Genomic DNA, 24302 nt, shown 5'->3' on the forward strand with positions numbered 1-24302 from the left:
GCATCGTGAGCAAGTCAGCGCTAGCCATCACCGACGAACACCGAGATCTCGCCGACGCGGCGATCGGGCAATTGCAGCGGCTGAACAGCCTTGCCGCCGCGCGGGCGACCCTCGACGGCGGTTCGGCCCATCCCGCCGAGATCTGGTCGGCGGGTGCGGAGCTCGGCTGGAACGGCTTGGCGATCGCCGAAGAGCACGGCGGGTCGGGCTTCGGCCTGGCCGAGTTGGCCGTCGTGCTGGAGGTGCAGGGACGCGAACTGACGCCCGGGCCGTTCTTGCCCACCGTGGCGGCCGCGGTGGTGATCGATCGCTGCGCGCCGGATTCCGTTCGGGCGCAACTGCTTGCGGGCCTCGCCGACGGCAGCACCGTGGCCGCGCTGGGATTGTCGGGCAGCGTGACGGTCGACGGGGACGGTGTCGTCGGCGGCGAAAGTCCCGCCGTGCTGGGCGCTCCCGACGCCGACGTGCTGGTGATCGCGGCGGGCGACGACGTCGTCGTCCTCGACGCAAACGCCGACGGGGTGACCGTCACCGCCCTGGAGTCGCTGGACCCCACCCGCAGCGTCGGCACGGTGACACTGCGCGCGGTGGCCGTGCCCGCCGAGCGCGTGCTGCGCGGTGCAGCGCGCCGGGCCCGCACCGTGTTCCGGATCCTGGCGTCGGCCGAGGCGGCCGGTGTGGCGTGGGCGTCGCTGGAGATGGCGGTCGAGTATGCCAAGGTCCGCGAACAGTTCGGCCGCACCATTGGCACGTTCCAGGCAGTCAAGCACCACGCCGCCAACATGCTCGTCGACGTCGAGCAGACCACGGCGGCCACCTGGGACGCGGCCCGCGCCGATGACTTGGACAGCGTGTGGTTCGCCGCTGCGGTGGCCGCCTCGCATGCGATCCGGGCGCAGGTGTTCAACGCGGAGACCAACATTCAGCTGCACGGCGGCATCGGCTTCACCTGGGAGCACGACGCCCACCTGTATCTGCGGCGGGCGCGGACGCTGGCCGCGGTGGTGGGTGACGGCGGTGATCCGTTGCTCGACGTGGTCGAGGGCCAGCGCAGCGGGCAGGCGCACGGTGCGTCGTTCACGTTGCCTGCCGAGGCCGAGGTATACCGCAAGCAGGCCCGTGAGGCCGTCGCCACGCTGAAATCCCTTCCCGCGGACAAACAACGCGACTTCCTCGTCGACTCCGGATACCTTGTGCCACACTGGCCAAAGCCGTGGGGCCGCGGCGCCGACGTGCTCGAGCAGTTGGTCATCGAAGAAGAGTTCCGCGACGTCGAGATCCCCGATTTGGGCATCACCGGCTGGGTCACGCTGACCATCGCGCAGGCCGGCAACGACGAGCAACGCGAACGCTGGGTCGAACCCGTGCTGCGCGGCGAGATCATGTGGTGCCAGCTGTTCTCGGAGCCGGGCGCCGGCTCGGACGCGGCCGCGGTGCGCACGTCGGCCAAGAAGGTCGACGGCGGCTGGCGGGTCACCGGTCAGAAGGTGTGGACCAGCCTCGCGCAGATCTGCCAGTGGGGCCTGGCCACGGTGCGCACCGACCCCGACGCGCCCAAGCACGCGGGCGTCACGATGATGGCGATCGACATGAAAGCGCCTGGCGTGACGATCAATCCGCTGCGCGGCCTCACCGGCGACGCGCATTTCAACGAGGTGTTCTTCGACGACGTGTTCGTCCCGGACGCCGATGTGGTGGGCGACGTGAACAAGGGTTGGCTGGTGGCGCGGGCCACGCTGGGCAACGAGCGGATCGGCATCGGCGGCGGATCGTCGGCGCCCACCGGGTTCACGGTGGACGAGCTGGTGAAGCTGCTCGACAGTGCGCCCGCCGACACCGCGGCCCACTACGTGCGGCAGGCCGGTGCGGTGATCGCCGAGGCACACACGCTGCGGCTGCTGAACCTGCGCCGGGTGAGCCGGGCGATCGCCGGCTCGGGTCCCGGCCCGGAGGGCAATGTGACCAAGCTGGTGCTGGCCGAGAACTCGCAACGGCTGACGGGGTTGGGCATGGAGCTGGCCGGGTCGTCGGCCGTCGTCGGGCAGAACAAGAAGTTGATGCGGGCCTACCTCGGCAACCGGGCGATGACGATCGCCGGCGGCACGTCGGAGATCACCCGCAACACCATCGCCGAGCGGATTCTCGGTCTGCCGCGCGACCCGCTGCTGAAGTAGTCACCTGCCGTTCAGGATCAGGTCGGCGAACTCGGTGACCGAGGCGACGACGTGCGTCGCGCCGGCCGCGCGCAGCTGCTGCTCATCGTGCGCGCCCGTGAGCGTCCCCGCGGCGACGGAAACGCCTGCGCGGCGCGCGCTTTCGATGTCGCTGGTGGTGTCGCCGAGCGCGGCGACGTTGGCCACCCCGTCGGCCTGCGCGCGCATCAGCGCGGCCAGAATCATGTCGGGGTAGGGTCGGCCGCGCACCCCGTCGCCGGGGGCGAGCACCACGTCGGCCAGCGACTGCCAGCCCAACGCCGCCAGCAGCTTCTCCTGGGTGGACCGACTGAAGCCGGTGGTCAAGGCGACGCGGATACCGGCATCGCGGATGCGGGAAATCGCCTCGGCGGCACCGTCTATCGGCGTCGCCGCGCCGTTGTCGACGAGTTCGGCGTAGGCCCGCTCGAACGCAGCGTTGGCGCGCTGGGCGAGCTCTTCAGTGCCCAACAGCGCACGGAACACGACGATTTTCGACTGGCCCATGGTGTCGAGAACGTACTGGCGGGCATGTTCGCGGTCGTTTAGGCCGACGGCGTCGGCGGCCGCGTCGAACGCGCCGACCACCAGCCCGTCGTCGACGACCGTGGTGCCCGCCATGTCCAGGACGGCGAGCTGAATAGGGTTGTGTACCATAAGAATTCCTTACTCAGAGGCCGATGAAGTCGGCTGTCTGTTCGGCGATCGCAGGGCCGAGCGTCATCCCCCGTCCGCCGGGTCCGGTGATCACCCAGACGTCGTCGTCCGGCGAGGTGCGGCACACCAGCTGATGGGGGTCGACGCACTGGCTGTACACCCCGGCCCACCGCTGCACGACGGGCGGCAGCGCGCGGCCGAGGAACTCCTCGACGACGTCGACCAGATACGCGTACGGCTCCTCGCGGACGTCGAAATCGAACGGCTCGTCGTACTCGTGGGTGTCGCCGATGGTCAGGCCGCCGTGCAGGCGCTGCACACACAGCAGCTGCATACGGTGCTGCTCGGCAACGACGTGCTGAGATTCATTGCGGCGCAGGCTTTCCAGCGCCGCGCCGGCGAAACCCGGATAGTACCGGAAACTGTCACCGTCGGCGATCGCGGTCGTCAGCGGTTCGTCCAGCGGCGCCGTCTGCATCATCTGCAACCGCACCCGGCGCACCGGCAGGTCACCGGCGAGCTCGCGCACCAGCCCGCTGTGCGCCGCGCCCGCACACACCAGCACGAGGTCGCCGTCGTAGCGTCGGCCACGGTCGTCGACTACGGTTCGGCCGTCCACGGAGCGCGCCTCAGCACCCGCGACGAATCGGTACCGGCCGCCGGCCGCCATGAACTCGCGCAACGCCGGCAGTGCCTGCCGCGACTCCACTGCGGCATCCAGCGTGCAATGCAAGCCGGCCAGATACGTGCCCCGCAGCACAGGATTAACGGCGCGCACCGCGTCGGGTTCGAGCAGCCGGAAACCGCGGTACTCGGCATCGCCGCGCGCCACCACCTCCTGCGCCACTGCGACCTCGCCGGGGGTGCGCAGCAGCGTCACCGAACCGACGGGCCGAAAGCCGATGCCCGGCACGTCGGCGCCGAGCTTCTCCCAGAGCTGGCGCGACCGTAGCGCGGCTTCGAGTTCGGCGGTGGAGCGGCCGGACACCCAGATCAGGCCGAAGTTGCGGACCGTCGCGCCGCGGGCCTCGCGCTCGCGTTCGAGCTGGACGACGTGGTGCCCGCGGGCAACCGATTCGAGCGCGTGCGCGGTGCCGAGGATTCCGCCACCGATGATCGTCACCCGCATGGTCGGTGACCCTTCCCGGCCATCGCGACCGCTCTTCGACCGCGGGGTATTGCGGTGCGGAACAACAGGTTAAGAAATGGTATAGACCAAACTGGGTTATTGTTGCGCAATGCATGTTCTCACCGAACTCGCACCTCTGCTGGGTTCGCTGCGCGGTGTGTGGGATGAGGACGCGGTCGATGAGCTCGACCACGCCCTGCAGGCCGCGGCCCGCGCGACCGAGGACGGCGCGGACGACGAACTCGTGCTCGCGGCCGCCTTGCACGACGTGGCGCACAGCCCGCTGTTGCGCGAAGGTCGGGAGTCCCCGCACGAACGCGTCGCCCGGGACTGGCTCACCCCGCGATTCGGTGTCCGGGTGGGCTGGCTGGCCGGCGCGCACGTCGCGGCCAAGCGTTACCTCTGCGCCACTGATCCCGGTTACGCCGCAAGCCTGTCCGACGTCTCCGTCGTCTCGCTGCGCCGGCAAGGCGGCGCCGCGGTGGACCCGGCGCTGGAGGCGCATCCGTGGTGGGCCGATGCGGTGCGGCTGCGGCGCTACGACGACGCCGCCAAGGTTCCCGGCGCGTCCGCATTGACGGTCGAGGACGTGCTCGTCATCGCGGAACGCGTCCTGCGATGACCAAACCGCTGCCCAAGCCGTACCTCATCCGGACCGCTTTGGAGGAGATCCTCGCCGACGTCGCGGAGGGCGATCCCGTCCCCGCCGAGCGTGAGCTGGCCGTCCGCTTCGGCGTGGCGCGTGAAACCGTCCGCCAAGCGCTGCACGAACTGCTGGTCGAGGGCCGCATCGAACGGCGCGGCCGAGGCACCGTGGTGTCACGGCCGAAGCTGGCGCAGCCTTTGTCGTTGGCGTCCTACACCGAGGGTGCGCTCAGCATGGGCCGCACTCCGGGACGGCTGCTGGTGACGTGGGATGACATCGACGCCACCGCGGAATTGGCTGCGGGACTGGGTGTTTCGACTGACACCCCGGTCATGCACCTGGAGCGCGTACTGCTGGCCGACGGTCGGCGCATCGGGTTGGAGAGCACGTATCTGGCCAAGCACCGATTCGGCCATCTGAGGGCTACGTTCGATCCGACCACCTCGCTGTACGCCGCGATGCGCGCGGACGGTGTGCGGTTCGGATCGGCGGTGGAGCGCATCGAGACGGTGCTGCCGTCGCCGCGCGAGGCCGCGCTGCTCGAGTCGACGACGGCGATGCCGATGCTGCTGCTCAACCGTCGCACCCTGGATGATGACGACCAGCCGATCGAGGTGGTGCGCGCGCTCTACCGCGGCGACCGCATCGCATTCGAAGCCCGGCTGACGTAATACTGGTCGGATGTCGTCAGTTGACTTCCATCCCGAACTGGCCCGCAGCGCCCGGTTCATCCCCCGCCGGCTGGTCACCCCGTGGACCCTGCCGGTGTTTCAGCGGCTGACCAGGCTGCAGGGCCGACGCCTGCCCAAAGGCGTTGAGGTGCTGACGCTGACGAACGGCGTGGGCGTGCGGCTGTATCGACCGTCGGGGGCCGACGGCCGTGGGCCGGGGCTGCTGTGGATCCACGGCGGCGGCTACGTCATCGGCACTGCCGCCCAGGACGATCGCCTGTGTCGGCGTTTCGCGGACGAGCTCGGCGCGACGGTGGCGTCGGTGGAGTACCGGCTGGCGCCGCAGCATCCCTACCCCGCGGGGCTGGAGGACTGCTATTCGGCGTTGAAGTGGCTGGCGAAGCTGCCGGCGGTGGATCCGGCCCGGCTGGCGATCGGCGGGGCCAGTGCCGGTGGCGGGCTGGCCGCGGCGTTGGCGCTGCTGGCCCGCGACCGCGGTGAGGTCCCGGTGGCCGCGCAGCTGCTGGTCTACCCGATGCTCGACGACCGGGCGGTGGGCCGGGAGCTCGACCACGCCGGGCACCGGCTCTGGACGCACACCAGCAATCAGTTCGGCTGGTCGGCCTACCTCGGCAACGCCGACCCCGCCGTCGCGGTCCCGGCCCGCCGCGAGGATCTGGCCGGCCTGCCGCCCGCGTGGATCGGCGTCGGCACGCTGGACTTGTTCCACGACGAGGATCTGGAGTACGCCGAGCGGCTGAAGGCCGCCGGGGTGCCGTGCCAGGTCGAGGTGGTTTCGGGCGCGTTCCACGGCTTCGACCAGATCGTCGCCAAGGCCGAGGTGTCGCGGGCCTTCGTCGACAGCCAATGCGCCTGGCTGCGCGACGCCTTCACCGCGAACGACCGCGTTTGTACATAGACACGCCGGCCATCCACTACAAAACCGGTCGCTCGCGGCGGGGTGCTAGTCGCGAACGACGTTGTCCTCGTACACGATCCGGCCGATCAGTTCATAGCGACGCGGATCGCGTAGCTTGAAGTAGGTGGCCATCGCCGCGCCGGCGACGAACAGCCCCACCACGATCCACGGCGTGAGCTTGAACAGCAGCGTGCCGGATGCGGCGCCCGCGGCGGCGTCCTTGTGCTGCCACAGCAGATACACCACATACAGCATGCCGATGCCGCCCAGCAGTGGCGCGAAGAGGGTGCGGAACCAAATGCTTGGACACCGGATGGTTCTTGCGCACGTGAAAGTAACTGACCACCGAGAACGCGCACAACGCCTGCACGATCAGGATCGCCATGGTGCCCAGTATGGCCAGCAGCGTGTACATGTGTGTGTACGGATCCATCCCGGCAACGAGGAACAGCGCGATGATGACCGCGGCGATACCTGTTTGCACGAACGACGCGATGTGCGGCGAACCGTGGGTGGGATGTGTGGCGCCGATGGTCTTTTGCAGCGTCTGTGAGAGGCCCTCGCGACCCAGCGCATAGATATAGCGCGATGCGCAGTTGTGAAACGCCATGCCGCAGGCGAACGATCCGGTGACGAGCAGGATGTTGAACAGGCTGATCGCCCAGCCGCCGAAGTAATGCTGCACCGGCCCGAAGAAGATCTCCGATGCAGTGGCCGAATCCGAGGCGAGTTCGATGGACCGCGCCGGGCCGGTGCCGGCGATGGCCATCCATGACACGAACACATAGAACACGCCGACGCCGATGACGCTGAGCATGGTGGCCCGCGGAATGATCCGCTTCGGGTCCCGCGACTCTTCGCCGTACATGGCGGTCGATTCGAACCCGACCCATGACCAGAACGCAAAGAACAGCCCGAGCCCCGCGCTGGCACCAGCGACCCCGGCCGCCGGTGAGAACGCGCCCAGCGGGTTGAGCGTTTCGCTCACCGCGAAGCCGTCCGGTCCGCCGCCGTGCAGGAGCACGGCAACCGCACCGAGGGACAACATGACGATCTCGGTTACCAGGAAGACACCCAGCACCTTGGCGGTCAGGTTGACGTCGAAGTAGGTGAGAATCGCGTTGAGCGCCAACATGATCACCGCCGGCACGATCCAATGCACGTCGATGCCCAGCTGCGCTTTCAACATGTTCTGGGTGAAGAACGAGAAGATGCCGATCAACGCCGGCTCGAACACCACATACGCCATCGTGATCAGCGCGCCGCTGGCCATGCCGACGATGCGGCCCAGGCCGTGGGAGATGTACCCGTAGAAGGCACCGGTCGAGGTGATGTGCTTGGCCATGGTGGCGTATCCGAGCGCGAACAGCGCCAGCACCACCGTGGCGACGATGTACCCCGCCGGCGCATGTGAACCATTTCCGAACCCGACTGCGATCGGCACGTTGCCAACCATTGCGGTGATGGGCGCCGCAGTGGCCACCGCCATGAAGATCACGCCGACGGTGCCAACGGCGTTGCGTTTCAGCCGTTGAACGTCTTGAGCTGGGACTTTTTCCTGAGCTACGACTTGATCGGTCATCTACTGGCGTACCTTCCAGGCTGTTTAAGGGGATCCGATGTGGCCCAGACCACAGCTCGGACCTACGTATATTGGCAGTACCAATTCGTCTTGGCAAGACGCAAGATCAGACCATTGACAGAAATAGGTCTCACCTTTTACGGTGAGTGGCGTCACAGGCCGACGGCCTAGCAAGGAGCCGCATGTACGACTACGGCACGTTCTCGTTCGAATCCAAGACCGAGGTGTTGGACCGGGCGAAGACGTTCTGGAACCCGGACAAGACCCAGTTCTGGACCGACTCCGGCGTCGACCTGGTCATCGACCGCCGAGAGGGCTACTTCCTGTGGGATATGGGCGGCCGGCGCCTGATCGACATGCATCTCAACGGCGGCACCTACAACCTGGGCCACCGCAATCCCGAAGTGATGCAGGCGATTTCGGAGGGTATGGCGCACTTCGACGTCGGCAATCACCACTTTCCGTCGGTGGCGCGCACCGCGCTGGCGCAGCGGCTGATCGAATCGGCGCCGGCATCGCTGAAGAAGGTGGCCTTCGGGTCCGGCGGCGGTGAAGCCATCGACATCGCGCTCAAGAGCGCCCGGCATGCCACCCAGCGGCGCAAGATCGTCTCGATCGTCAAGGCCTACCACGGCCACACCGGCCTGGCCGTGGCCACCGGCGACGACCGGTTCGCCAAACTCTTCCTCGCCGACCGGCCCGACGAGTTCAGCCACGTGCCGTTCGGCGACATCGAAGCGATGGAGCAGGCGCTGTCCGGTAACGACGTCGCCGCGGTCATCATGGAGACCATCCCGGCGACGTACGGATTCCCGCTTCCCCCACCGGGTTACCTGGAGGCCGTCAAGAGCCTCACCGAACGGTTCGGCGCGCTGTACATCGCCGACGAGGTGCAGACCGGGCTGATGCGCACCGGCGAGATGTGGGGCATCACCAAGCACGGCATCGAGCCCGACATCATGGTCACCGGTAAGGGCTTGTCCGGCGGCATGTACCCGATCACCGCCGCACTGCTCGGCGACCGCGCCGCCCAATGGCTCGACCAGGACGGGTTCGCCCACATCTCGACGTTCGGCGGCGCGGAACTTGGCTGTGTGGCCGCGATCAAGACGCTCGAGATCACCAGCCGGCCCGAGGTGCGGTCGATGGTGCACTACATCGCCGACCTGTTCGGCGCCGGGCTGCGTCGCATCCAAAGCGACTATCCGGACTGGTTCGTCGGCATCCGCCAGAACGGTGTGGTGATCGGACTGGAATTCGACCACCCGGAAGGCGCCAAGTTCGTGATGCGCGAACTCTACGAGAACGGGGTGTGGGCGATCTTCTCGACGTTGGATCCCCGTGTGCTGCAGTTCAAACCGGGCCTGCTTCTCTCGCGTGAGTTGTGCGAGGACGTGCTGGACCGCCTCGACGTCGCGGTGGGCCGGGCACGGGCGGCCGCGACCGGACGGAGACGATCATGACCACCATCGCGCAGGCCGGCCACCTGCTCGAGCGTGCCCGGTGGGCCGCGGCCGCCTACGCCGATTACGACCAGGCGGCGGTCGCCGCCATTACCGCGGCGGTCGCCGAGGCCGGCTATGCCGAAGCCGAACGCTTCGCCACCGCTGCAGTCGCCGAGACCGGCATGGGCGTGGCGGCCGACAAGGTGGTCAAGAATCGCGCCTGCTCGCGCGGCATCGTCGAGTACTACAACGGCGAGGACTACGTATCCCCGCGTATCGACAGCGCACGCAAGATCGTCGAGATCCCCCGCCCCGCCGGCGTGGTGCTGGCGCTGACACCGACCACGAATCCCGTTGCGACGGTGTACTTCAAGGTGATCCTGGCACTGATGACCCGCAACGCCGTCGTCGTCGCGCCGCATCCACGGGCCAAACAGTGCTCGGCCGACGCTGCCCGGGTACTCGCCGAAGCCGCAGTGGGCGCCGGCGCACCCGACGGCATCGTGCAGGTGATCGACGAACCGGCCATTTCCCTGGTCGAGGCGTTGATGGCCGACGAACGCACCGACGTCATCGTCGCCACTGGCGGCACCGGCGTGGTGCGCGCCGCGTATTCGTCAGGCAATCCCGCGCTCGGCGTCGGTCCGGGCAACGTCCCGGTGTTCGTCGACGCCAGCGCCGACGTGAACGCCGCCGCACGCCGCATCGTCGACAGCAAGGCGTTCGACAACTCGGTGCTGTGCACCAACGAATCCGTGCTGATCGCAGAGGATTCCATCGCCGAGAAGTTGCGTGCCGCGCTCACCAGGTCCGGCGCGCACATCCTCGACGACGCCGCCGCACGCCGGCTGCGGGAGTACATGTTCCGCGACGGGCACCTCAACACCGAGGTCGTCGGCCGTGACGCCGCCTGGATCGCAGGCCAGGCCGGGCTGCGCGTTACCCCGAAGACGCGGGTACTGGTCGCGCCGTTCGAACACGTGGTGGCCGAGGAGATGTTGGCCCACGAGAAACTGTCTCCGGTCATCGGCATGACGACGGTGCCCGACGCCGACCGCGGTATTCGAGCCGCTCGGGCAGTAGTGCGCATCGGCGGTGCCGGACACTCTGCGGCGATTCACAGCGAAAACCCGGCGGTGATAACCGATTTTGCCGCACAAGTGCCGGTGCTCAGGGTGTCGGTCAACGTCGGCAACAGCACCGGCAGCTCGGGTCTGGAAACCAACCTGGCACCGTCGATGACCATCGGCACCGGCTTCGTCGGACGCAGTTCCATCGGCGAGAATTTGCAGCCGCAGCACCTGGTGAACTGGGCGCGCATCGCCTACAACAGCGACCCGGCCGTGGCGATGGGCGACTTCGCCGGCATCACACCGTGGCACTCCTCGGCCGGGCCGGTGCCCGCATACCCACGCGCGTCCAACGACGACATCGGTGCCCCCCCCCCCCGCCCACCTATCACACGAACGGCCACCGCACCGACCCTGGCCTTGACGCGCTGCGCGCCGAACTGCGGCAGCTGGTCGTCGAAGAACTCGCACAACTGATCAGGAGGTAGATCCGTGGCCGAACTGCGTTCCTTCATTTTCATCGACCGGCTGCAGCCGCAGACCATGTCGTATCTGGGCACCTGGATCAAAGGCGCTCTGCCGCGGGCGAATATGGCCGCCCAGATCATCGAGGTTGCGCCCGGACTCGATATCGAGGGCATCACCGACGTTGCGCTCAAGCACGCCGAGGTCAAGGCCGGTGTCCTGGTCGTCGAGCGGCAGTTCGGCTATCTGGAGTTCCATGGCGAGACCGGCGCGGTCAAGGCCGCCGCCGACGCCGCGCTCGAAGAACTCGGCCAAGAAGCAGATGCCGCGGTACAGCCGACAATCCTTGCGTCCAAGATCATCTCCAGCGTCGACCACCAGCACGCATTCCTAATCAACCGCAACAAGATCGGGTCCATGGTGCTGAGTGGCGAGTCGCTGTTCGTGCTGGAGGTGGCGCCCGCGTCCTACGCCATCCTGGCCACCAACGAAGCGGAGAAGGCCGCCGACGTCAAGGTCGTCGACTTCCGGATGATTGGCGCCACCGGCCGGGTCTACCTGTCCGGCACCGAGGCCGACGTCCGCCAGGCCGCCGCGGCCGCCGAGGAAGCGCTGGGTACGGCATGATCGACCGGGCCGAATTGCGTTCACTGGTACGCGAAGTGGTGCGGGAGGCGGTGTCCGGGGTGACGCCACCTCCCACACCATCGGCACCGACGGCCGCACCCGCGCCGCCGACACCCGCGCCCACCGGACCGCTGGCCGCCGACGAGAAGACCCGTACCGACACCGTGCGCATCGCCAGCGACGCCGACCTCGACGGATTCGTCCGCAGACTGCTGAAGCTGTTCGAAAACCCCAAGACACGAACGGATTTACGCACCGGCCGGCTGAGATTCCGGTTGGCCGGCGCGTCAGGAGCCAACGGCAGCCACCGCGTCGACAGCGGTGTGGTCACCGAACGCCACATCGCCGACATTGCGACCGACGGCGGCAGCCTCGTGCTCGGCCGCAGGGCTGTGCTCACTCCGCTGGCCCGGGAGAAGGCCCGCGCGCTGGGGATCTCGATTCAGAAGGAGCGCAAGTGATTACCGCCAAAGTCACCGGCAATGTGTGGTCGACCCGCCGCATCGATGGACTGCCCGCCGGCGCCTTCCTCGAAGTCGAGGTGGACAGCTCCGGCACCCGCCTGATCGCGTTCGACGTGCTCGGCAGCGGCTTGGGTGAACATGTCCTCGTCGCCCAGGGCTCGGTTGCGGCGAACTGGTTCACCGGCACGCCGCCACCCGTCGACGCACTCATCATCGGGTCCATCGACACCAACCCCAGCGGCTCGGCGCCGCGCAAGAAATAAGGAGAACACCATGTCCAGCAATGCAATTGGCTTGATCGAGACCAAGGGCTTCGTCGCTGCCTTGGCAGCCGCCGACGCGATGGTCAAAGCCGCCAACGTCACCATCACCGACCGTCAGCAGGTCGGCGATGGCCTGGTCGCGGTGGTGGTCACCGGTGAGGTCGGCGCCGTGAAGGCGGCCACCGAGGCCGGCGCCGAATCCGCCGCGCAGGTCGGCGAGCTGGTCAGCGTCCACGTCATTCCGCGCCCGCACAGCGAACTCGGCGGGCACTTCGCGGTCGCCGCCAAGTAGTAAGTGCCATGACCGCGACCGACACGCGCACTGACATCCGCGTCTACCTGCTCGTGGAGGACTTGCAGCGCCAGTTCGCCGCCTACCTGGGCACCCCGACCAGGGCGCGTGGCTATCCGCCGTACGAGGGTGAGCACGCGCTGATCGTCGAGGTATCCCCGGCGTTGGCGATCGAGCGGGTCATCGACCTCGCGCTGCGAGAGGTACCCGGTATCCAACCCGGAATCCTCTACGTGGAACGGCAATTCGGCGTGCTGGAGATCCACTCGGCCGACCTGGCGGACGTCCGGCGGGCGGGCGAAGCGATTCTGGCCGGCACCGGCAACACGGCTGCCGACCAGCTGCGGCCCCGTGTGCTCTACCACGACATCATCGAAGGCATCACCGATCAGCACGCGGTGATCCTCAACCGCAACCGGCAGGCCTCGATGATCCTGCCCGGACAGTCTCTGTTGGTTTACGAGATGACACCGGCGCTGTTCGCGGCGGTGGCGGCCAACGAGGCAGAGCGCGCCGCACCCGGCCTTACCGTGGTGGACGTGCAGATGATCGGCGCCGCCGGGCGGCTCTACATCGGCGGTGATGCCAAGGACGTCACCGCGGCCAGGGACCGCATCACCGAGGTGCTGGCCGGTATCGAAGGACGTGATCACTGATGGCCAATCACAACGGCGTGATTGCCGACGACATCCATGTCGCCCAGGCCGCGCTGGCGGCCTATGACCTGGCGCCCAATTCGTCGCTGCGACTGCTGAACCTGTCGGAGAACGCGACCTACGCGGTCGAAGACGCCGGCACCGGCGCCCGATCGATCCTGCGGGTGCACCGGCAGAACTACCACCATCGGCACCAGATCGAATCCGAACTGGACTGGCTGGAAGCGCTGAGTTCCGGCAGTGACGTCACGGTACCGACGGTGTTGCCGACGCGCGACGGGCGCCGCGTGGTCACCGTGAATGTCGATGGAACGTTGCGGTACGTCGTGCATTTCAACATGGTGGCCGGTGTCGAACCCGACGAAGGCGCGTTGACCCTGGCCGATTTTGAAACCCTCGGCCGGATTACCGCTGCGCTGCACGAGCATTCGCAGAACTGGCGCCGGCCTTCGGGATTCAGCCGGTTCGCCTGGGACTGGGAGCACTGTCTGGGCGATACCCCAAGGTGGGGGCGCTGGCAGGACGCCCAAGGCGTCGGCACGGCCGAACATGACGTGTTACAGCGGGCGCAGGATCTGCTGTGCCACCGGCTAAAGAGCTACGGCACCGCACCCGACAAGTTCGGCCTCATCCACGCCGACCTGCGGCTGGCCAACCTGCTCGTCGATGGGGCCGCGGCTGACTCGAGAATCACCGTCATCGACTTCGACGACTGCGGATTCGGTTGGTACTTCTACGATTTCGGCACTGCGGTGTCGTTCATCGAAGACGACCCGGCGCTTCCCGAGTGGCAGGAGTCCTGGGTCAGCGGCTATCGCAGCCGACGTGAACTACCCGCCGAGGACGAAGACATGCTGCCGTCGTTCGTGCTGCTGCGTCGATTGATGTTGTTGGCCTGGATGGGAACTCATAGCCACTCCAAGGAATCGGCGACCAAGGCGATCACCTATGCCGAAGGCAGCTGCAGGCTAGCCGAGCGCTATCTCTCCTCCAACGGCCACCGGCTGGCCTGACCGAAGGACCGCACATGTTCACTTCTCTCACCGGCCGCTCCGCTGTCGTCACAGGCGGCAGCAAGGGTATCGGCCGCGGTATCGCCCAGACCTTCGCCGCCGCCGGCGTCGACGTGCTGATCACCGCGCGCAACCAAACCGACCTCGACAAGACCGTCGCAGACTTGGCCGACGCACCCGGCCAGGTGAGCGGACTGTGCGCCGACGTGACCAGCCCGCAAGATTGTCGGTGTGTCATCGATGCCGCGGTCGAGCGGCACGGCGGCCTGGACATCGTCTGCGCGAACGCCGGCATCTTCCCGTCTGGGCGGCTCGAAGAGCTCACACCCGAGGACATCGAGCAGGTGCTGGCAGTGAACTTCAAGGGCACGGTGTTCATCGTGCAGGCGGCGCTGGCGGCGCTGACGGCGAGCGGACACGGCCGCGTCATCGTCACCTCGTCGATCACGGGACCGATCACCGGCTACCCCGGCTGGTCGCATTACGGAGCGAGTAAGGCCGCCCAGCTCGGGTTCCTCCGGACCGCAGCAATGGAGTTGGCGCCCAAGAACATCACCATCAACGCGGTGCTGCCGGGCAACGTCATCACCGAAGGCCTCAACGATTTGGGCCAGGAATACCTGGATCAAATGGCGGCCGCAATACCCGCCCGGCGGCTTGGCACCGTGGCCGACATCGGCAATGCAGCACTGTTCTTCGCCACAGACGAAGCGGCGTACATCACCGGCCAGTCACTTGTGGTGGACGGCGGCCAGATTCTTCCCGAGTCGCATCTAGCCATCGCCGAGCTGTGATCGGGGCTCCCGCTAGAATTGGTATGACCAAATCTTGACCGGGAGGGGCGGGGTGGCTACTCAGAGCGAGGAGTTGCGGCGCCGGATCGTCGCCGAGGTCAATGCCGGCGCGCCCGGCGCGAAGCTAGGCAGCGAACGTGACCTCGCCGAGCGCTACGGCACCAGCCGCTCCAGCCTGCGCCAGGTGCTGGCGGCATTGGAAGAGGCGGGGCTGGTGCACCGGGTCATCGGCAGGTCGGGCGGCATCTTCATCAGCCACGGTCAGGTCGAGCGCAATCTGTCCGACGTCGTCGGCGTGCCGGCGTTCCTCGCCAATCAGGGCTACGTCGCCGGCACCCGCGTGCTGTCGACGAAGATCACCACGCCCGATAGCGTCACCCAGCACGCACTGCGGCTGGGTGCCGATGATTTCGTCGTGGAGATTCACCGCGTCCGGCTGGCCGACGGATCACCCATCTCGCTGGAGAATGCCCAATTTCCCGCCGATATGTTTCCTGGTCTGCTCGAGCAGCAATTGGGCGGTTCGCTGTACGAAATCCTGGAAACCCGATACGGCCTCGTCACCGGTAAGGCCGACGAGCGGATCGAAGCCGTCAACGCCACCACCAACGAAGCCTCCCTGCTGGGCATCAAACCCAAGGCGGCGCTGTTGCTCATCACCCGTGTGACCTATGACCAGGACGGCACACCGTATGAGTTCTCCCGCGATCTGTTCCGCGGCGATCGCACCGCGCTCGCGGTCACTGCGCAGGGCCGCGGGATCACGGCGCATCCGGACGCCAACACTGCGTCGGTCACGCTGCAGCGCCAAGCTGTCTAGTTCTAATCCCCTGCACCGCGAGCGCCCGTGTCAGCTTCGCTGGTAAACGACCTCGCCGCCGACGATCGTCGCCGCCACCATGCCCGCATCAAGCTCCGCCAGCGCATCGGCCGGTGGCATGGCCAGCACACACAGATCGCCCGGCTGGTTCTCGGCGATGGTACGGGGACGGGCGGGTCGAGTCGGGGCGCCGAAGAACAACGTCAATGCCGTTCGCGGGGAGACACATTCGTCGGCGTTGAGCACCGCGCCGGTCGGGGTCTGGCGGTGGACGGCGGCACGCATCGCTGCCCACGGGTCGCCGTCGCCGAACGGCATGTCGGTCGAGAGCGCCACGGGCACTTGGGCTTTCAACAGCGACGCGAGTCGCCACAGGTGCGGTTGGTCGGCGGCCGGCACGTCGGTCAGGTACTGATCGCCACGCTCCGCAACGAAATTCGGCTGGGTCACCACTGTGACTCCGACGTCGACGAGCTCGGCGATGGCGTCATCGGGGACGACGGCGGCGTGTTCGATGCGGTCCTGCGGATGTCCGCCGGCTGCCCGCAGTGCGGCTATGGTGACGACGAGCTGCGCGGCCGTGACGCAGTGCAGCGCAACCGGGCCGCCTGCATCGTGACGCTCGGCGATCCAAGCCGTGAGCTCATCGAGATCGAGGGCGTCGTCGTGCAGGATCCGCTTGCCCGGCGCCAGGAAGTACACCTGCTGGCGCAGGTCGCCGTGCCGATGCGCCTCGACCAGTCGCACCATGTCGGCGACCTCGAGATCCGGTGTGGCATCGGTGATGCCGGTGACCCCGTACTCACAGAGCCGACGGCTCAGGCGGTCGAGGCTGGTGGCGCGACGCTGCAGCGTGTTCGACCAGCTCCGGTCCGCGCTGCGCAGCCGACCGTCGGGGTGATCAGCCAGACCGACTTGCGCCAGTCCCACAGAATTCAGCGTCCACAGGATGCCGCTGCGATGCTGGACACGTACGGGCACCGGCGGTGACACCTCATCCAGCACAGTGCGATCCAGCGGCCCGGCGACGGCTTCGTGATAGCCGACCGCGCGGATCCAGCCGTCGCTACCCACCTCCGCACCGGCCAGCACCCGGGCCAGATCGTCGCGACCGGTCACCTCGGCGGGGCCCACCCGCACCGATTCCAGTGCTGCGGCAGCGGAATACAGGTGGACATGATGGTCATGCAGGCCCGGGATGACGGTGCCGAGCGCGGCGTCGTACACCTCTTCGTGCGAATGCGGCGACAATTCTCGGCCCACTTCGGTAATCCGCTCTTCGAGCCGGATGTCCACCACGGAGCCATCGAGCAAGGTGCCGCGTCGAATCAGCATGACGCCACGAGTCGTTCGGCCACCAAGCGTTCGACGACGGCATTGTCGGCCCCTAGACGTGGTGCAGGAGGTGACGGCGCGGGTGCCGTTGGGACGCAGTGGTTTTGGTCGGCAGGTAGTGCGGCGTAGGTTGCGGCGACGGCGGCCAAGGACATTTCGATGAGCTCGCCACCGCCTCGTGCTATGGACTCGGCCACGGCGAGCGCGGCGTGCAACCCGGTCAACGGGTCGGCGATCGCGTCGCCGCAGAACACCGGACCCGCTCCCACCAGCCCGCCTGCCACTGCGGCGTCGTCTCCGAATGCGACCCAGCCGGCGCGCTCACCGTCGGCGCCATGTCCCGTGATGCGCAACCACACGCGACCCTCGCGCGGCGTGATGTCCGTCGGGCCCAACCTGCGACGAGCAAGCGCTGCCGGTCGCGAGGCTTCAATGACCACATCAGCTGCGGCGAGCAGCTCTTTTAGGGCTGGGCTGCCGAAATCAACTGCGTACGAGAGTTTTCCGCTGTTCATCCAGTCGAAGAAAGTCGGCGATCCGTCGCGGGTGCCGTCGGGGCGGGAGGGACTTTCGACCTTGACGACGGTGGCGCCTGCCCGCGCCATCAGCTGCCCGCACAGCGGCCCCGCCCACATCGATGACAGGTCCGCGACCAGCAGATCAGACAACGGGCGTGACGCGCATCGGCCAAGCGGTTGCACTCGCGGTGCGTCCGCGAGGGTTTCACCAAGCTCCGCGACCGGCAGGCCCAGCAGACGGGCCCGCCCGGTGACGGTCGAGGCGTCATGGGTGGCCACCCACTCCTGCACGGCGGGCCACAGGTCGTCGACGGCGTCGGATTCCAGCAACGCGGGTACCGCGGCGATGTCGTCGGGCCGCGACAACGTCAGCGCGCACCAGCCGTCGCGGCTCGGCATCAGCCGCGTCGCACCGCCCGCCGAGATCCGGCCATTCTGCGTCAGGCCGAGCAGCGCCGCGCGGCCGGTCAGGATCTCCGCGGCGTCGACGGGCACTGAGGTGCGGTCATGGAACTCGTCGGCCACCCGCTGGGCGTGCGAGCGCACCGCCTTCGAAATGGCCAACGAGGTCATCCGTTCATTGTCCTCGGCCACAACTCAGCCCCGCGAGCAGACGCAGAGTCGCACAGATCTGGGCCGCCGAATGCGAGTCTGCGTCTGCTCGGCATCAGAATTGCAGGGCGGTGAATCTCCAGTCCAACACCTGGCGATCCGGGACCGCGTAGACCAGTGACCGCAGTTTCAGCACTCCGCCGCGGCCATCCGGCAGCGGTATCGCGCTTTCGACGTGCAGTTCGCTGTAGAGGGTGTCACCCTCGTGCACCGGCCCGGTGTGGTCGCAGGACTGCCAGCCCAGCACGGTGACGAGGTTGGGCAGCAGTCGAGTGGCCTGCGCCAATGCCAAGCCGATGGTGTGCCCGCCGTACACCAAGCGCTGGCCACCGACACGCGAATCATGATGTGTCGCAGCGATATTCAATGTCAACCGGGCAAGCTCGGGCGCACTGCTGACCACGTCGGCGGTGCTGTACAACACCGCACCGGCGAGGCCGGAATCGAAGTGCGCGCCGGGCACCTTGGCCCGAAACGCCTCAGCATCCCAGTCGGCCGTCGGGTCGGGGTTGGCAACGTCCGCACCGATTTGCGACAGATCGTCGGCATGGCCGGTGTCGCCGGCGCCGTCGGAGAGCGGCAGCATTGCGCAGCGGTAGAAATCCAGCACCAACCGGCCGACGTCGTCGACCGTCGTCATCCTCAGCGCCGCCAATCCTGTCGGCGCCCGGCCTAGCTTCGCCGAGTTCTGGCGCAGCCCAACGACTTCCGTGCGGGTGAACAACGTATCCCCGATGACCGGAAACCGGTGAAAAACCAGCCCGCGATAGAACAGATTGGCCTTCACGCGCTGGGTGACCAACGTCGACTGCCCGATCGCGACGTCGCAGACCAGCGCCGGGTGGGCCACTGGCGCCGTCGACCCGGTGACGGCCCTCGCCAGCTCGGCGTCCAGCGCCAGCCGCAGCCGGTCCCCGATGATCGACTGGTGCACGGCGGCCGCGCCGGGCGTCAACGTCATCGACGGCGCGGTGTCGAAGACCTGGCCGACGTGCAGGTCGTCGAAGTAGGGACCACCCTGAATATGGCCGTACAAAGTCACAGCGGGTCATGTTGTCACCACGTCAGACCGTGTGTCAATATGGCCGTACATTTCGAGTGAGGGTGGCCCGTGCAGCTGAACGAAGAAGAATCGCTACTGGTCGCGACGGTACGCGAATTCATCGACCGCGACGTCAAGCCGACGGTCCGCGAGGTCGAGCACGCCAACCAGTACCCCGAGGCGTGGATCGAGCAGATGAAGCGCATCGGCATCTACGGGCTGGCCATCCCCGAGGAATACGGCGGCTCGCCGGTGTCGATGCCGTGCTACGTCGAGGTCACCCAGGAGCTCTCCCGCGGGTGGATGAGCCTGGCCGGTGCGATGGGCGGGCACACCGTGGTGGCCAAGCTGCTCACGTTGTTCGGTACCGAGGAGCAGAAGCGGCGCTACCTGCCGCCGATGGCCACCGGCGAGGTACGTGCGACGATGGCGCTGACGGAGCCCGGCGGCGGCTCGGATCTGCAGAACATGAAGACGACGGCATTGCCCGCCGGCGACGGCGAGTTGGTGATCAACGGATCCAAAACGTGGATCAGCAATGCCCGCCGCTCCGGGCTGATCGCGTTGCTGTGCAAGACCGATCCGAACGCCACACCACGGCACGCCGGCATCTCGGTGGTGCTCGTCGAGCACGGCGAGGGCCTGACCGTATCGCGGGATCTGCCCAAACTGGGCTACAAGGGCGTCGAGTCTTGCGAGCTGAGTTTCGACGGCTACCGGGTGCCTGCGTCGGCGGTCCTCGGCGGCCAGCCCGGTAAGGGCTTTGCGCAGATGATGAAAGGCCTTGAGACCGGCCGCATTCAGGTGGCGTCGCGAGCACTCGGAGTGGCGACGGCGGCGCTCGAGGACGCGCTGCGCTATGCCCAGGAGCGGGAGAGCTTCGGCCAGCCGATCTGGAAGCACCAATCAGTCGGCAATTACCTGGCCGACATGGCGACCAAACTGACCGCGGCCCGCCAGCTCACCCGCTACGCCGCCGAGCGGTACGACAGCGGCGAGCGCTGCGATATGGAGGCGGGCATGGCCAAGCTGTTCGCCTCCGAAGTGGCGATGGAGATCGCGTTGAATGCGGTGCGGATCCACGGCGGCTACGGCTATTCCACCGAGTACGACGTCGAACGCTACTTCCGCGACGCCCCGCTGATGATCGTCGGCGAAGGCACCAACGAGATCCAACGCAATGTCATCGCCGCGCAGCTGGTCGCCCGGGGAGGCCTCTAGGTGAAGGCCGAGCCGGCATATCAGGTGCTGCGCGAACAATTGCGCAACGAGATCGCCGTGGGCCGCTACCCACAAGGCGTCCGGCTGCCCACGGAATCCGAACTCGTTGCCCGGCATGGTCTTTCGCGGCAAACGGTGCGGCGCGCATTCCAGGATCTGGTCGCCGAGGGGGTGGTGCACCGGGTGCCGGGTCGCGGCACGTACGCCACCGAGACGGGACGACGCTATCTACGCCAGCTCGGGTCGATCGAAGACCTGATGAGCCTGTCCGAGGACACCACCATGGAGGTGTTGACGGGCTTGCACCGGCGGGTGGATGTCGACGCAGCCAGCCGGTTGCGGCTCGACGACGACATCGTGTACTCGGTCGTGTTCCGGCGACTGCACGATGGCATCCCGTTCGTACTGACCATGGTGCACCTGCCCGAGCCGGTGGCCCAGCCCGTGCTGGACTCCCCCGACCTCGACCAGGGCGCGACGGGCACCCACACCGTCATCGGGTTGCTGGAGCCGCACCTGGCTGAGCCGATAAGCGAAGCGGCGCAATCGATTACGGTTGCTCCCGCCGACGCTGCCGTCGCTGATGCGGTGGGCTGCGAACCCGAGCACGCCATGTTGCGGGTGGACCGACTGTATTCGGATGCGTCGGGTCGGCCCGTCGAGCTGTCGGTGAGCTATTTCCTGCCCGAGCAGTACACCTATCGGGTGACGCTGCGCCGCTCCAGCTGACCGCGATTTCGGCGTAGTTGGTTGCGCTGAGCGCAACCAACTACACCGAAGTCACTCGATGGCGTCGATCAGGCCCCAGCTCAGCGCGGTTTCGGCATCGATGCGACGGCCGGACAGCACCAGATACGCGGTGCGCCAGCGCCCGATGCGCCGGGTGATGCTGACGGTGCCACCGGCCCCGGGCACCAGGCCAAGGCTCAGTTCGGGCAGTCCGAACACTGCGTCCGGATGCGACTGCACCCAACCGCAATAGGCGGCCATCTCGAGTCCGCTGCCCAACACCTGGCCGTGCACTTCGGCACGACAACGACGGCCCAGCCGCGCAGTGATCTCGTCGAGCACCAGCGCCGGGCTGTGCCGGGTGCGGGCCAGATGCGCGCTGGCCGGGTCAGCGAACGTGCCGAACTCGGCGAGGTCTCCCCCGCTGCAGAACGACGGGCCATTGCCCGACAACACCATTTCGGTGACCGACGGGTCGAGCCGCGCGACCTCCAAAGCTTCGAGCAGCGCGGCGCGGGCGTCGGTGGAAAACGCGTTGTGCCGCTGCGGCCGGTTGAACCTCACATGCAACGTGTCGCCGTCCCGTGACGCCACCACCGGGTCCGGGATCGCGGGCATCCTCGCCGGACCGCGTTCGGCGAGCCAACGCGCGAACTCCGGCCCCGACTGCAATGTCGAGTACGCCAGCGACTCGGTGATCACCCCCGCCCGCGTCGGCCCGTCCGGATCGATCGAACGCAGGACGTCGTCGCACACCGCCGCCGTTTGCGGCCACCGTTCACAGCGTGCCCGCAGTTCGACGAGCGCCTCGGGCACGGACGCGACCGTTACAGCGCGGCGATCGGCGGACCCAGCCTCGGTCAGCGTGAAAGTTACCTCTTCAGAAGCGCTTTCGACGCCGACGACGATGCTGCCCGCTAGCTCGACTGTGCTCACGAATATTTGGCGATGAGTTCGTGTTTGTACAGCTTGCCGGTATCGGTGCGGGGCAGCTGTTGCTCGAACGAGATCGACCGCGGACATTTGTAGTGCGCCAACCGATCCCGCAGCCAACCCAGCAATTCGTCGGCGAACTCGTTGGTCGCGTCGGCCGGATCGACCGTCTGCACGACGCCCTTGACACTTTGGCCCATCTCGTCGTCGGGAATCCCGAACACCGCCGCATCCAACACCTTCGGATGGGTGATGAGCATGTTCTCGGCTTCCTGCGGGTAGATGTTCACCCCGCCCGAGATGATCATGTGGTGGCGGCGGTCGGTCAAATACAGGTAACCCTCTTCGTCGAGGTAGCCGATATCACCGACGGTCGTCCAGCCGTGCCGGTCGCGTGACTTCGCCGTCTTCTCAGGGTCGTTGAGGTACTCGAAGGTGTGTCCGCCCTCGAAGTAGATCTCGCCTGCTTGACCCGGCGGCAACTCGTTGCCGTCCTCGTCGAGGATGTGGACCGCACCGGTCATCGGCTTACCTACCGAACCCGGATGTGCCAGCCACTCTTCGGCGCTGATGAGCGTCGACCCGTGCGCCTCGGACGAGGCGTAGTATTCGTCGACGATCGGGCCCCACCAGTCGATCATCTGTTTCTTGATCTCGACCGGGCACGGCGCGGCGGCGTGGATCACCCGTTTCAGGCTGGACACGTCGTACGAATCACGCACAGAATGCGGCAGTTTCAGCATTCGGGTGAACATCGCGGGCACGAACTGCCCGTGGGTGACGCGGTACTTCTGAATGGCGTCAAGACAGCCTTCGGCGTCGAACTTCTCCATCACGACGGTCGGGATGCCCGCCGCCTGCACGCTCATCGACCACACCGACGGCGCGGTGTGATAGAGCGGCGCTGGGCTCAGGTAGATCGATTCCGAGTCCATCCAGACGCTCACCAGCATGGACATCAGGCCGGGAGCTTCGGACGGCGGCACATGCGGCAGTTCACGTTTGATGCCCTTGGGCCGCCCGGTGGTGCCCGACGAGTACTGCAGCAGATCGCCTTCGATCTCGTCGTCGATGGGGGTATCCGGTTGATCGGCAACGCATTCCGGGTAGCGCAGCCAGCCGTCGAGGTCATCATCGGCGATCATCAGCAGAGAGGGCAATCCGTTGGGCAGCTCGGCCTCGAGACCTTCGCAGGTCTTGCGCAGCGCTGCCGAGCCGATGATCGCCGAGGCCCCGCTGTTGTCGATGATGTAGGCGGCTTCGGCCGCGGTCAGATGCGTGTTGATCGGCACGTAGTACAGGCCGGCCCGCCGCGCCGCCCACATGATCGCGTGCATGTGCTCGTTGTTCTCCATGAGAATCGCGACCACGTCGCCTTCATGCAGACCGTGTTGGCGGAAGAAGTGGGCCAGCCGATTGGCCCGCGCCTCGAGGTCGTCGAAGGTGATGACCGCGCCCGACGGGTACAGGATGATGGCCGGTTTGCCGCTGCCGAGGTGTTCGCGAATCTGCATGCGCAGAACTTTACGACGACCAAACTTGACGGGTGTCAAGAGGTCGGCCCGACATAGCCTGTTGTTGCAATTTGCTAGCATGTTGCAACATGCGGACGATCTACCTCCGGAACGTGCCCGACGACGTCGTCGAGCGGTTGCAGCGCCTGGCCGAACGTGACCGCATGTCGCTGAACGCGGTCGCGATCCGCGAACTGGCCGCAGCCTCTCGGCGCGTGGACAATCCGGAGCTGCTGGCTGCGCTGCCCGACCTCGATATCGACACCCGCACGTTGGTCGCGCAGCTGGATACCGAACGCGCGCAGCGGTGATCGTCGTCGACGCGTCGGCAGCGATCGCCGGGCTGCTCAACGACGGGCCGGCTCGTCGACGGCTCGCAACCGGCGGCATCCATGTGCCTCACCTTGCCGATCCGGAAGTCGCCAGCGGCCTGCGACGGCTCGTCCACGCCGGTGAGATCACCGCGGCAGACAGCTGGCGCGCATTGGACGCCTGGCGTCGGCTCGCACTCACCCGCTATCCGATGGCCGGGCTGCTGTCACGGATCTGGGAGTTGCGCGACAACGTATCGGCCTACGACGCGAGTTATCTCGCGCTCGCCGAGACCCTGGACGGTGAACTGATCACCGCCGATGCCCGCTTGAGTCAGGCGGCCGGAATCCGCTGCCCGGTAACCGTCGTGCCGAGATAACT

The 24302-nt window shown here is 67.2% G+C and carries 24 protein-coding genes and 2 pseudogenes; 18 read left to right on the top strand and 8 right to left on the bottom strand.

The genetic code is table 11. The features are described 5' to 3' along the window. Positions 1–5: 5 nt before the first annotated feature. Positions 6–2174: an acyl-CoA dehydrogenase family protein gene (locus CWS39_RS03020; RefSeq protein WP_102141417.1), complete on the top strand. Its 2169-nt coding sequence runs from the start codon at positions 6–8 to the stop codon at positions 2172–2174. Here the strand turns inward: CWS39_RS03020 and CWS39_RS03025 are convergent, their stop codons facing one another. Together CWS39_RS03025 and CWS39_RS03030 are read right to left on the bottom strand one after the other, a co-directional pair. Next, on the bottom strand, positions 2175–2849 hold the full coding sequence (locus CWS39_RS03025; RefSeq protein ID WP_102141418.1) for a phosphonatase-like hydrolase: 675 nt from the start codon (positions 2847–2849) through the stop codon (positions 2175–2177). A 13-nt stretch (positions 2850–2862) separates the two neighbouring features. After that, the gene (locus tag CWS39_RS03030) at positions 2863–3978 is read right to left on the bottom strand and encodes a TIGR03364 family FAD-dependent oxidoreductase (protein ID WP_199177934.1); all 1116 of its coding nucleotides are present in this window, start codon (positions 3976–3978) and stop codon (positions 2863–2865) included. Positions 3979–4087: 109 nt separating this feature from the next. On the opposite strand from CWS39_RS03030, the gene CWS39_RS03035 reads away from it, so the two are divergent. The 3 genes from CWS39_RS03035 to CWS39_RS03045 are packed head-to-tail and all read left to right on the top strand — an operon-like array spanning position 4088 to position 6214. Beyond that, a complete protein-coding gene (locus CWS39_RS03035) occupies positions 4088–4600 on the top strand; it encodes an HD domain-containing protein (RefSeq protein ID WP_102141419.1) in 513 nt (170 codons plus the stop codon). Further along, entirely contained in the window at positions 4597–5295 is a 699-nt protein-coding gene (locus tag CWS39_RS03040) for a GntR family transcriptional regulator (RefSeq protein ID WP_102141420.1), read from the top strand. Before CWS39_RS03035 ends, CWS39_RS03040 begins: the two co-directional genes overlap by 4 nt. A 10-nt stretch (positions 5296–5305) precedes the next feature. Then, positions 5306–6214: an alpha/beta hydrolase gene (locus tag CWS39_RS03045; RefSeq protein ID WP_102141421.1), complete on the top strand. Its 909-nt coding sequence runs from the start codon at positions 5306–5308 to the stop codon at positions 6212–6214. Positions 6215–6259: 45 nt separating this feature from the next. On the opposite strand, the pseudogene CWS39_RS03050 reads toward CWS39_RS03045, so the two are convergent. After that, positions 6260–7796: pseudogene (locus tag CWS39_RS03050) on the bottom strand (APC family permease). Positions 7797–7978: 182 nt separating this feature from the next. Here CWS39_RS03050 and CWS39_RS03055 point away from each other — a divergent pair. From CWS39_RS03055 to CWS39_RS03100, 10 genes and pseudogenes are all read left to right on the top strand, one after another. Continuing rightward, entirely contained in the window at positions 7979–9259 is a 1281-nt protein-coding gene (locus tag CWS39_RS03055) for a class-III pyridoxal-phosphate-dependent aminotransferase (protein ID WP_102141422.1), read from the top strand. Further along, positions 9256–10799 (top strand): annotated as a pseudogene (locus tag CWS39_RS03060) (aldehyde dehydrogenase family protein). Before CWS39_RS03055 ends, CWS39_RS03060 begins: the two are co-directional and overlap by 4 nt. Before the next feature lie 4 nt (positions 10800–10803). Then, complete coding sequence (locus CWS39_RS03065; protein ID WP_102141423.1) at positions 10804–11403, top strand: BMC domain-containing protein; 600 nt, start codon at positions 10804–10806, stop codon at positions 11401–11403. Then, the gene (locus tag CWS39_RS03070) at positions 11400–11864 is read left to right on the top strand and encodes a hypothetical protein (protein WP_102141424.1); all 465 of its coding nucleotides are present in this window, start codon (positions 11400–11402) and stop codon (positions 11862–11864) included. The genes CWS39_RS03065 and CWS39_RS03070 overlap by 4 nt, the downstream gene beginning before the upstream one ends. Beyond that, complete coding sequence (locus CWS39_RS03075) at positions 11861–12130, top strand: EutN/CcmL family microcompartment protein (protein WP_102141425.1); 270 nt, start codon at positions 11861–11863, stop codon at positions 12128–12130. Before CWS39_RS03070 ends, CWS39_RS03075 begins: the two co-directional genes overlap by 4 nt. Positions 12131–12140: 10 nt before the next feature. Further along, positions 12141–12422 (top strand): BMC domain-containing protein, encoded by a 282-nt coding sequence (locus CWS39_RS03080; protein WP_102141426.1) that lies wholly within the window; start codon positions 12141–12143, stop codon positions 12420–12422. Between the two features lie 8 nt (positions 12423–12430). Further along, on the top strand, positions 12431–13078 hold the full coding sequence (locus CWS39_RS03085) for a microcompartment protein (protein ID WP_102141427.1): 648 nt from the start codon (positions 12431–12433) through the stop codon (positions 13076–13078). After that, positions 13078–14091, top strand: coding sequence for a phosphotransferase enzyme family protein (locus CWS39_RS03090; RefSeq protein WP_102141428.1), 1014 nt, complete (start codon positions 13078–13080; stop codon positions 14089–14091). Before CWS39_RS03085 ends, CWS39_RS03090 begins: the two co-directional genes overlap by 1 nt. Before the next feature lie 14 nt (positions 14092–14105). Further along, positions 14106–14885: a 3-oxoacyl-ACP reductase FabG gene (gene fabG / locus CWS39_RS03095; RefSeq protein ID WP_102141429.1), complete on the top strand. Its 780-nt coding sequence runs from the start codon at positions 14106–14108 to the stop codon at positions 14883–14885. 52 nt (positions 14886–14937) lie between these two features. After that, positions 14938–15705 (top strand): GntR family transcriptional regulator, encoded by a 768-nt coding sequence (locus CWS39_RS03100; protein ID WP_102141430.1) that lies wholly within the window; start codon positions 14938–14940, stop codon positions 15703–15705. Positions 15706–15735: 30 nt separating this feature from the next. On the opposite strand, the gene CWS39_RS03105 is transcribed toward CWS39_RS03100, so the two are convergent. The 3 genes from CWS39_RS03105 to CWS39_RS03115 form a co-directional block, all read right to left on the bottom strand. After that, entirely contained in the window at positions 15736–17040 is a 1305-nt protein-coding gene (locus CWS39_RS03105) for an amidohydrolase family protein (RefSeq protein WP_102141431.1), read from the bottom strand. Then, entirely contained in the window at positions 17034–18131 is a 1098-nt protein-coding gene (locus tag CWS39_RS03110; RefSeq protein ID WP_102141475.1) for a CoA transferase, read from the bottom strand. Before CWS39_RS03110 ends, CWS39_RS03105 begins: the two co-directional genes overlap by 7 nt. Positions 18132–18225: 94 nt before the next feature. After that, positions 18226–19212 (bottom strand): MaoC family dehydratase, encoded by a 987-nt coding sequence (locus CWS39_RS03115; RefSeq protein WP_102141432.1) that lies wholly within the window; start codon positions 19210–19212, stop codon positions 18226–18228. A gap of 75 nt (positions 19213–19287) precedes the next feature. Here CWS39_RS03115 and CWS39_RS03120 point away from each other — a divergent pair, with 75 nt between their 5' ends. Together CWS39_RS03120 and CWS39_RS03125 are read left to right on the top strand one after the other, a co-directional pair. Continuing rightward, positions 19288–20433 (top strand): acyl-CoA dehydrogenase family protein, encoded by a 1146-nt coding sequence (locus CWS39_RS03120; protein WP_102141476.1) that lies wholly within the window; start codon positions 19288–19290, stop codon positions 20431–20433. After that, the gene (locus tag CWS39_RS03125) at positions 20434–21162 is read left to right on the top strand and encodes a GntR family transcriptional regulator (protein ID WP_102141433.1); all 729 of its coding nucleotides are present in this window, start codon (positions 20434–20436) and stop codon (positions 21160–21162) included. Positions 21163–21213: 51 nt separating this feature from the next. Here the strand turns inward: CWS39_RS03125 and CWS39_RS03130 are convergent, their stop codons facing one another. Together CWS39_RS03130 and fadD4 are read right to left on the bottom strand one after the other, a co-directional pair. After that, complete coding sequence (locus tag CWS39_RS03130; protein ID WP_431306076.1) at positions 21214–22071, bottom strand: enoyl-CoA hydratase/isomerase family protein; 858 nt, start codon at positions 22069–22071, stop codon at positions 21214–21216. A 23-nt stretch (positions 22072–22094) separates the two neighbouring features. After that, entirely contained in the window at positions 22095–23609 is a 1515-nt protein-coding gene (gene fadD4 / locus CWS39_RS03135) for a fatty-acid--CoA ligase FadD4 (protein WP_102141435.1), read from the bottom strand. Positions 23610–23698: 89 nt separating this feature from the next. Here fadD4 and CWS39_RS03140 point away from each other — a divergent pair, with 89 nt between their 5' ends. Both CWS39_RS03140 and CWS39_RS03145 read left to right on the top strand, forming a co-directional pair. Then, positions 23699–23920 carry an antitoxin gene (locus CWS39_RS03140; protein ID WP_102141436.1) on the top strand — a complete coding sequence of 74 codons (222 nt, stop codon included), beginning with the start codon at positions 23699–23701 and terminating at the stop codon, positions 23918–23920. After that, a complete protein-coding gene (locus CWS39_RS03145) occupies positions 23917–24300 on the top strand; it encodes a type II toxin-antitoxin system VapC family toxin (RefSeq protein WP_102141437.1) in 384 nt (127 codons plus the stop codon). The genes CWS39_RS03140 and CWS39_RS03145 overlap by 4 nt, the downstream gene beginning before the upstream one ends. Positions 24301–24302: the final 2 nt, after the last annotated feature.

The organism is Mycobacterium hubeiense, assembly GCF_002838065.1.
Lineage (GTDB): Bacteria > Actinomycetota > Actinomycetes > Mycobacteriales > Mycobacteriaceae > Mycobacterium > Mycobacterium hubeiense.

Coding starts and splice junctions, on each gene's coding strand:
- CWS39_RS03090 (WP_102141428.1), top strand. CDS start 13,078: ATGGCCAATCACAACGGCGTGATTGCCGACGACATCCATGTCGCCCAG.
- CWS39_RS03110 (WP_102141475.1), bottom strand. CDS start 18,131: ATGACCTCGTTGGCCATTTCGAAGGCGGTGCGCTCGCACGCCCAGCGG.
- CWS39_RS03105 (WP_102141431.1), bottom strand. CDS start 17,040: ATGCTGATTCGACGCGGCACCTTGCTCGATGGCTCCGTGGTGGACATC.
- fabG (WP_102141429.1), top strand. CDS start 14,106: ATGTTCACTTCTCTCACCGGCCGCTCCGCTGTCGTCACAGGCGGCAGC.
- CWS39_RS03025 (WP_102141418.1), bottom strand. CDS start 2,849: ATGGTACACAACCCTATTCAGCTCGCCGTCCTGGACATGGCGGGCACC.
- CWS39_RS03140 (WP_102141436.1), top strand. CDS start 23,699: ATGCGGACGATCTACCTCCGGAACGTGCCCGACGACGTCGTCGAGCGG.
- CWS39_RS03070 (WP_102141424.1), top strand. CDS start 11,400: ATGATCGACCGGGCCGAATTGCGTTCACTGGTACGCGAAGTGGTGCGG.
- CWS39_RS03080 (WP_102141426.1), top strand. CDS start 12,141: ATGTCCAGCAATGCAATTGGCTTGATCGAGACCAAGGGCTTCGTCGCT.
- CWS39_RS03055 (WP_102141422.1), top strand. CDS start 7,979: ATGTACGACTACGGCACGTTCTCGTTCGAATCCAAGACCGAGGTGTTG.
- CWS39_RS03085 (WP_102141427.1), top strand. CDS start 12,431: ATGACCGCGACCGACACGCGCACTGACATCCGCGTCTACCTGCTCGTG.
- fadD4 (WP_102141435.1), bottom strand. CDS start 23,609: ATGCAGATTCGCGAACACCTCGGCAGCGGCAAACCGGCCATCATCCTG.
- CWS39_RS03040 (WP_102141420.1), top strand. CDS start 4,597: ATGACCAAACCGCTGCCCAAGCCGTACCTCATCCGGACCGCTTTGGAG.
- CWS39_RS03035 (WP_102141419.1), top strand. CDS start 4,088: ATGCATGTTCTCACCGAACTCGCACCTCTGCTGGGTTCGCTGCGCGGT.
- CWS39_RS03030 (WP_199177934.1), bottom strand. CDS start 3,978: ATGCGGGTGACGATCATCGGTGGCGGAATCCTCGGCACCGCGCACGCG.
- CWS39_RS03045 (WP_102141421.1), top strand. CDS start 5,306: ATGTCGTCAGTTGACTTCCATCCCGAACTGGCCCGCAGCGCCCGGTTC.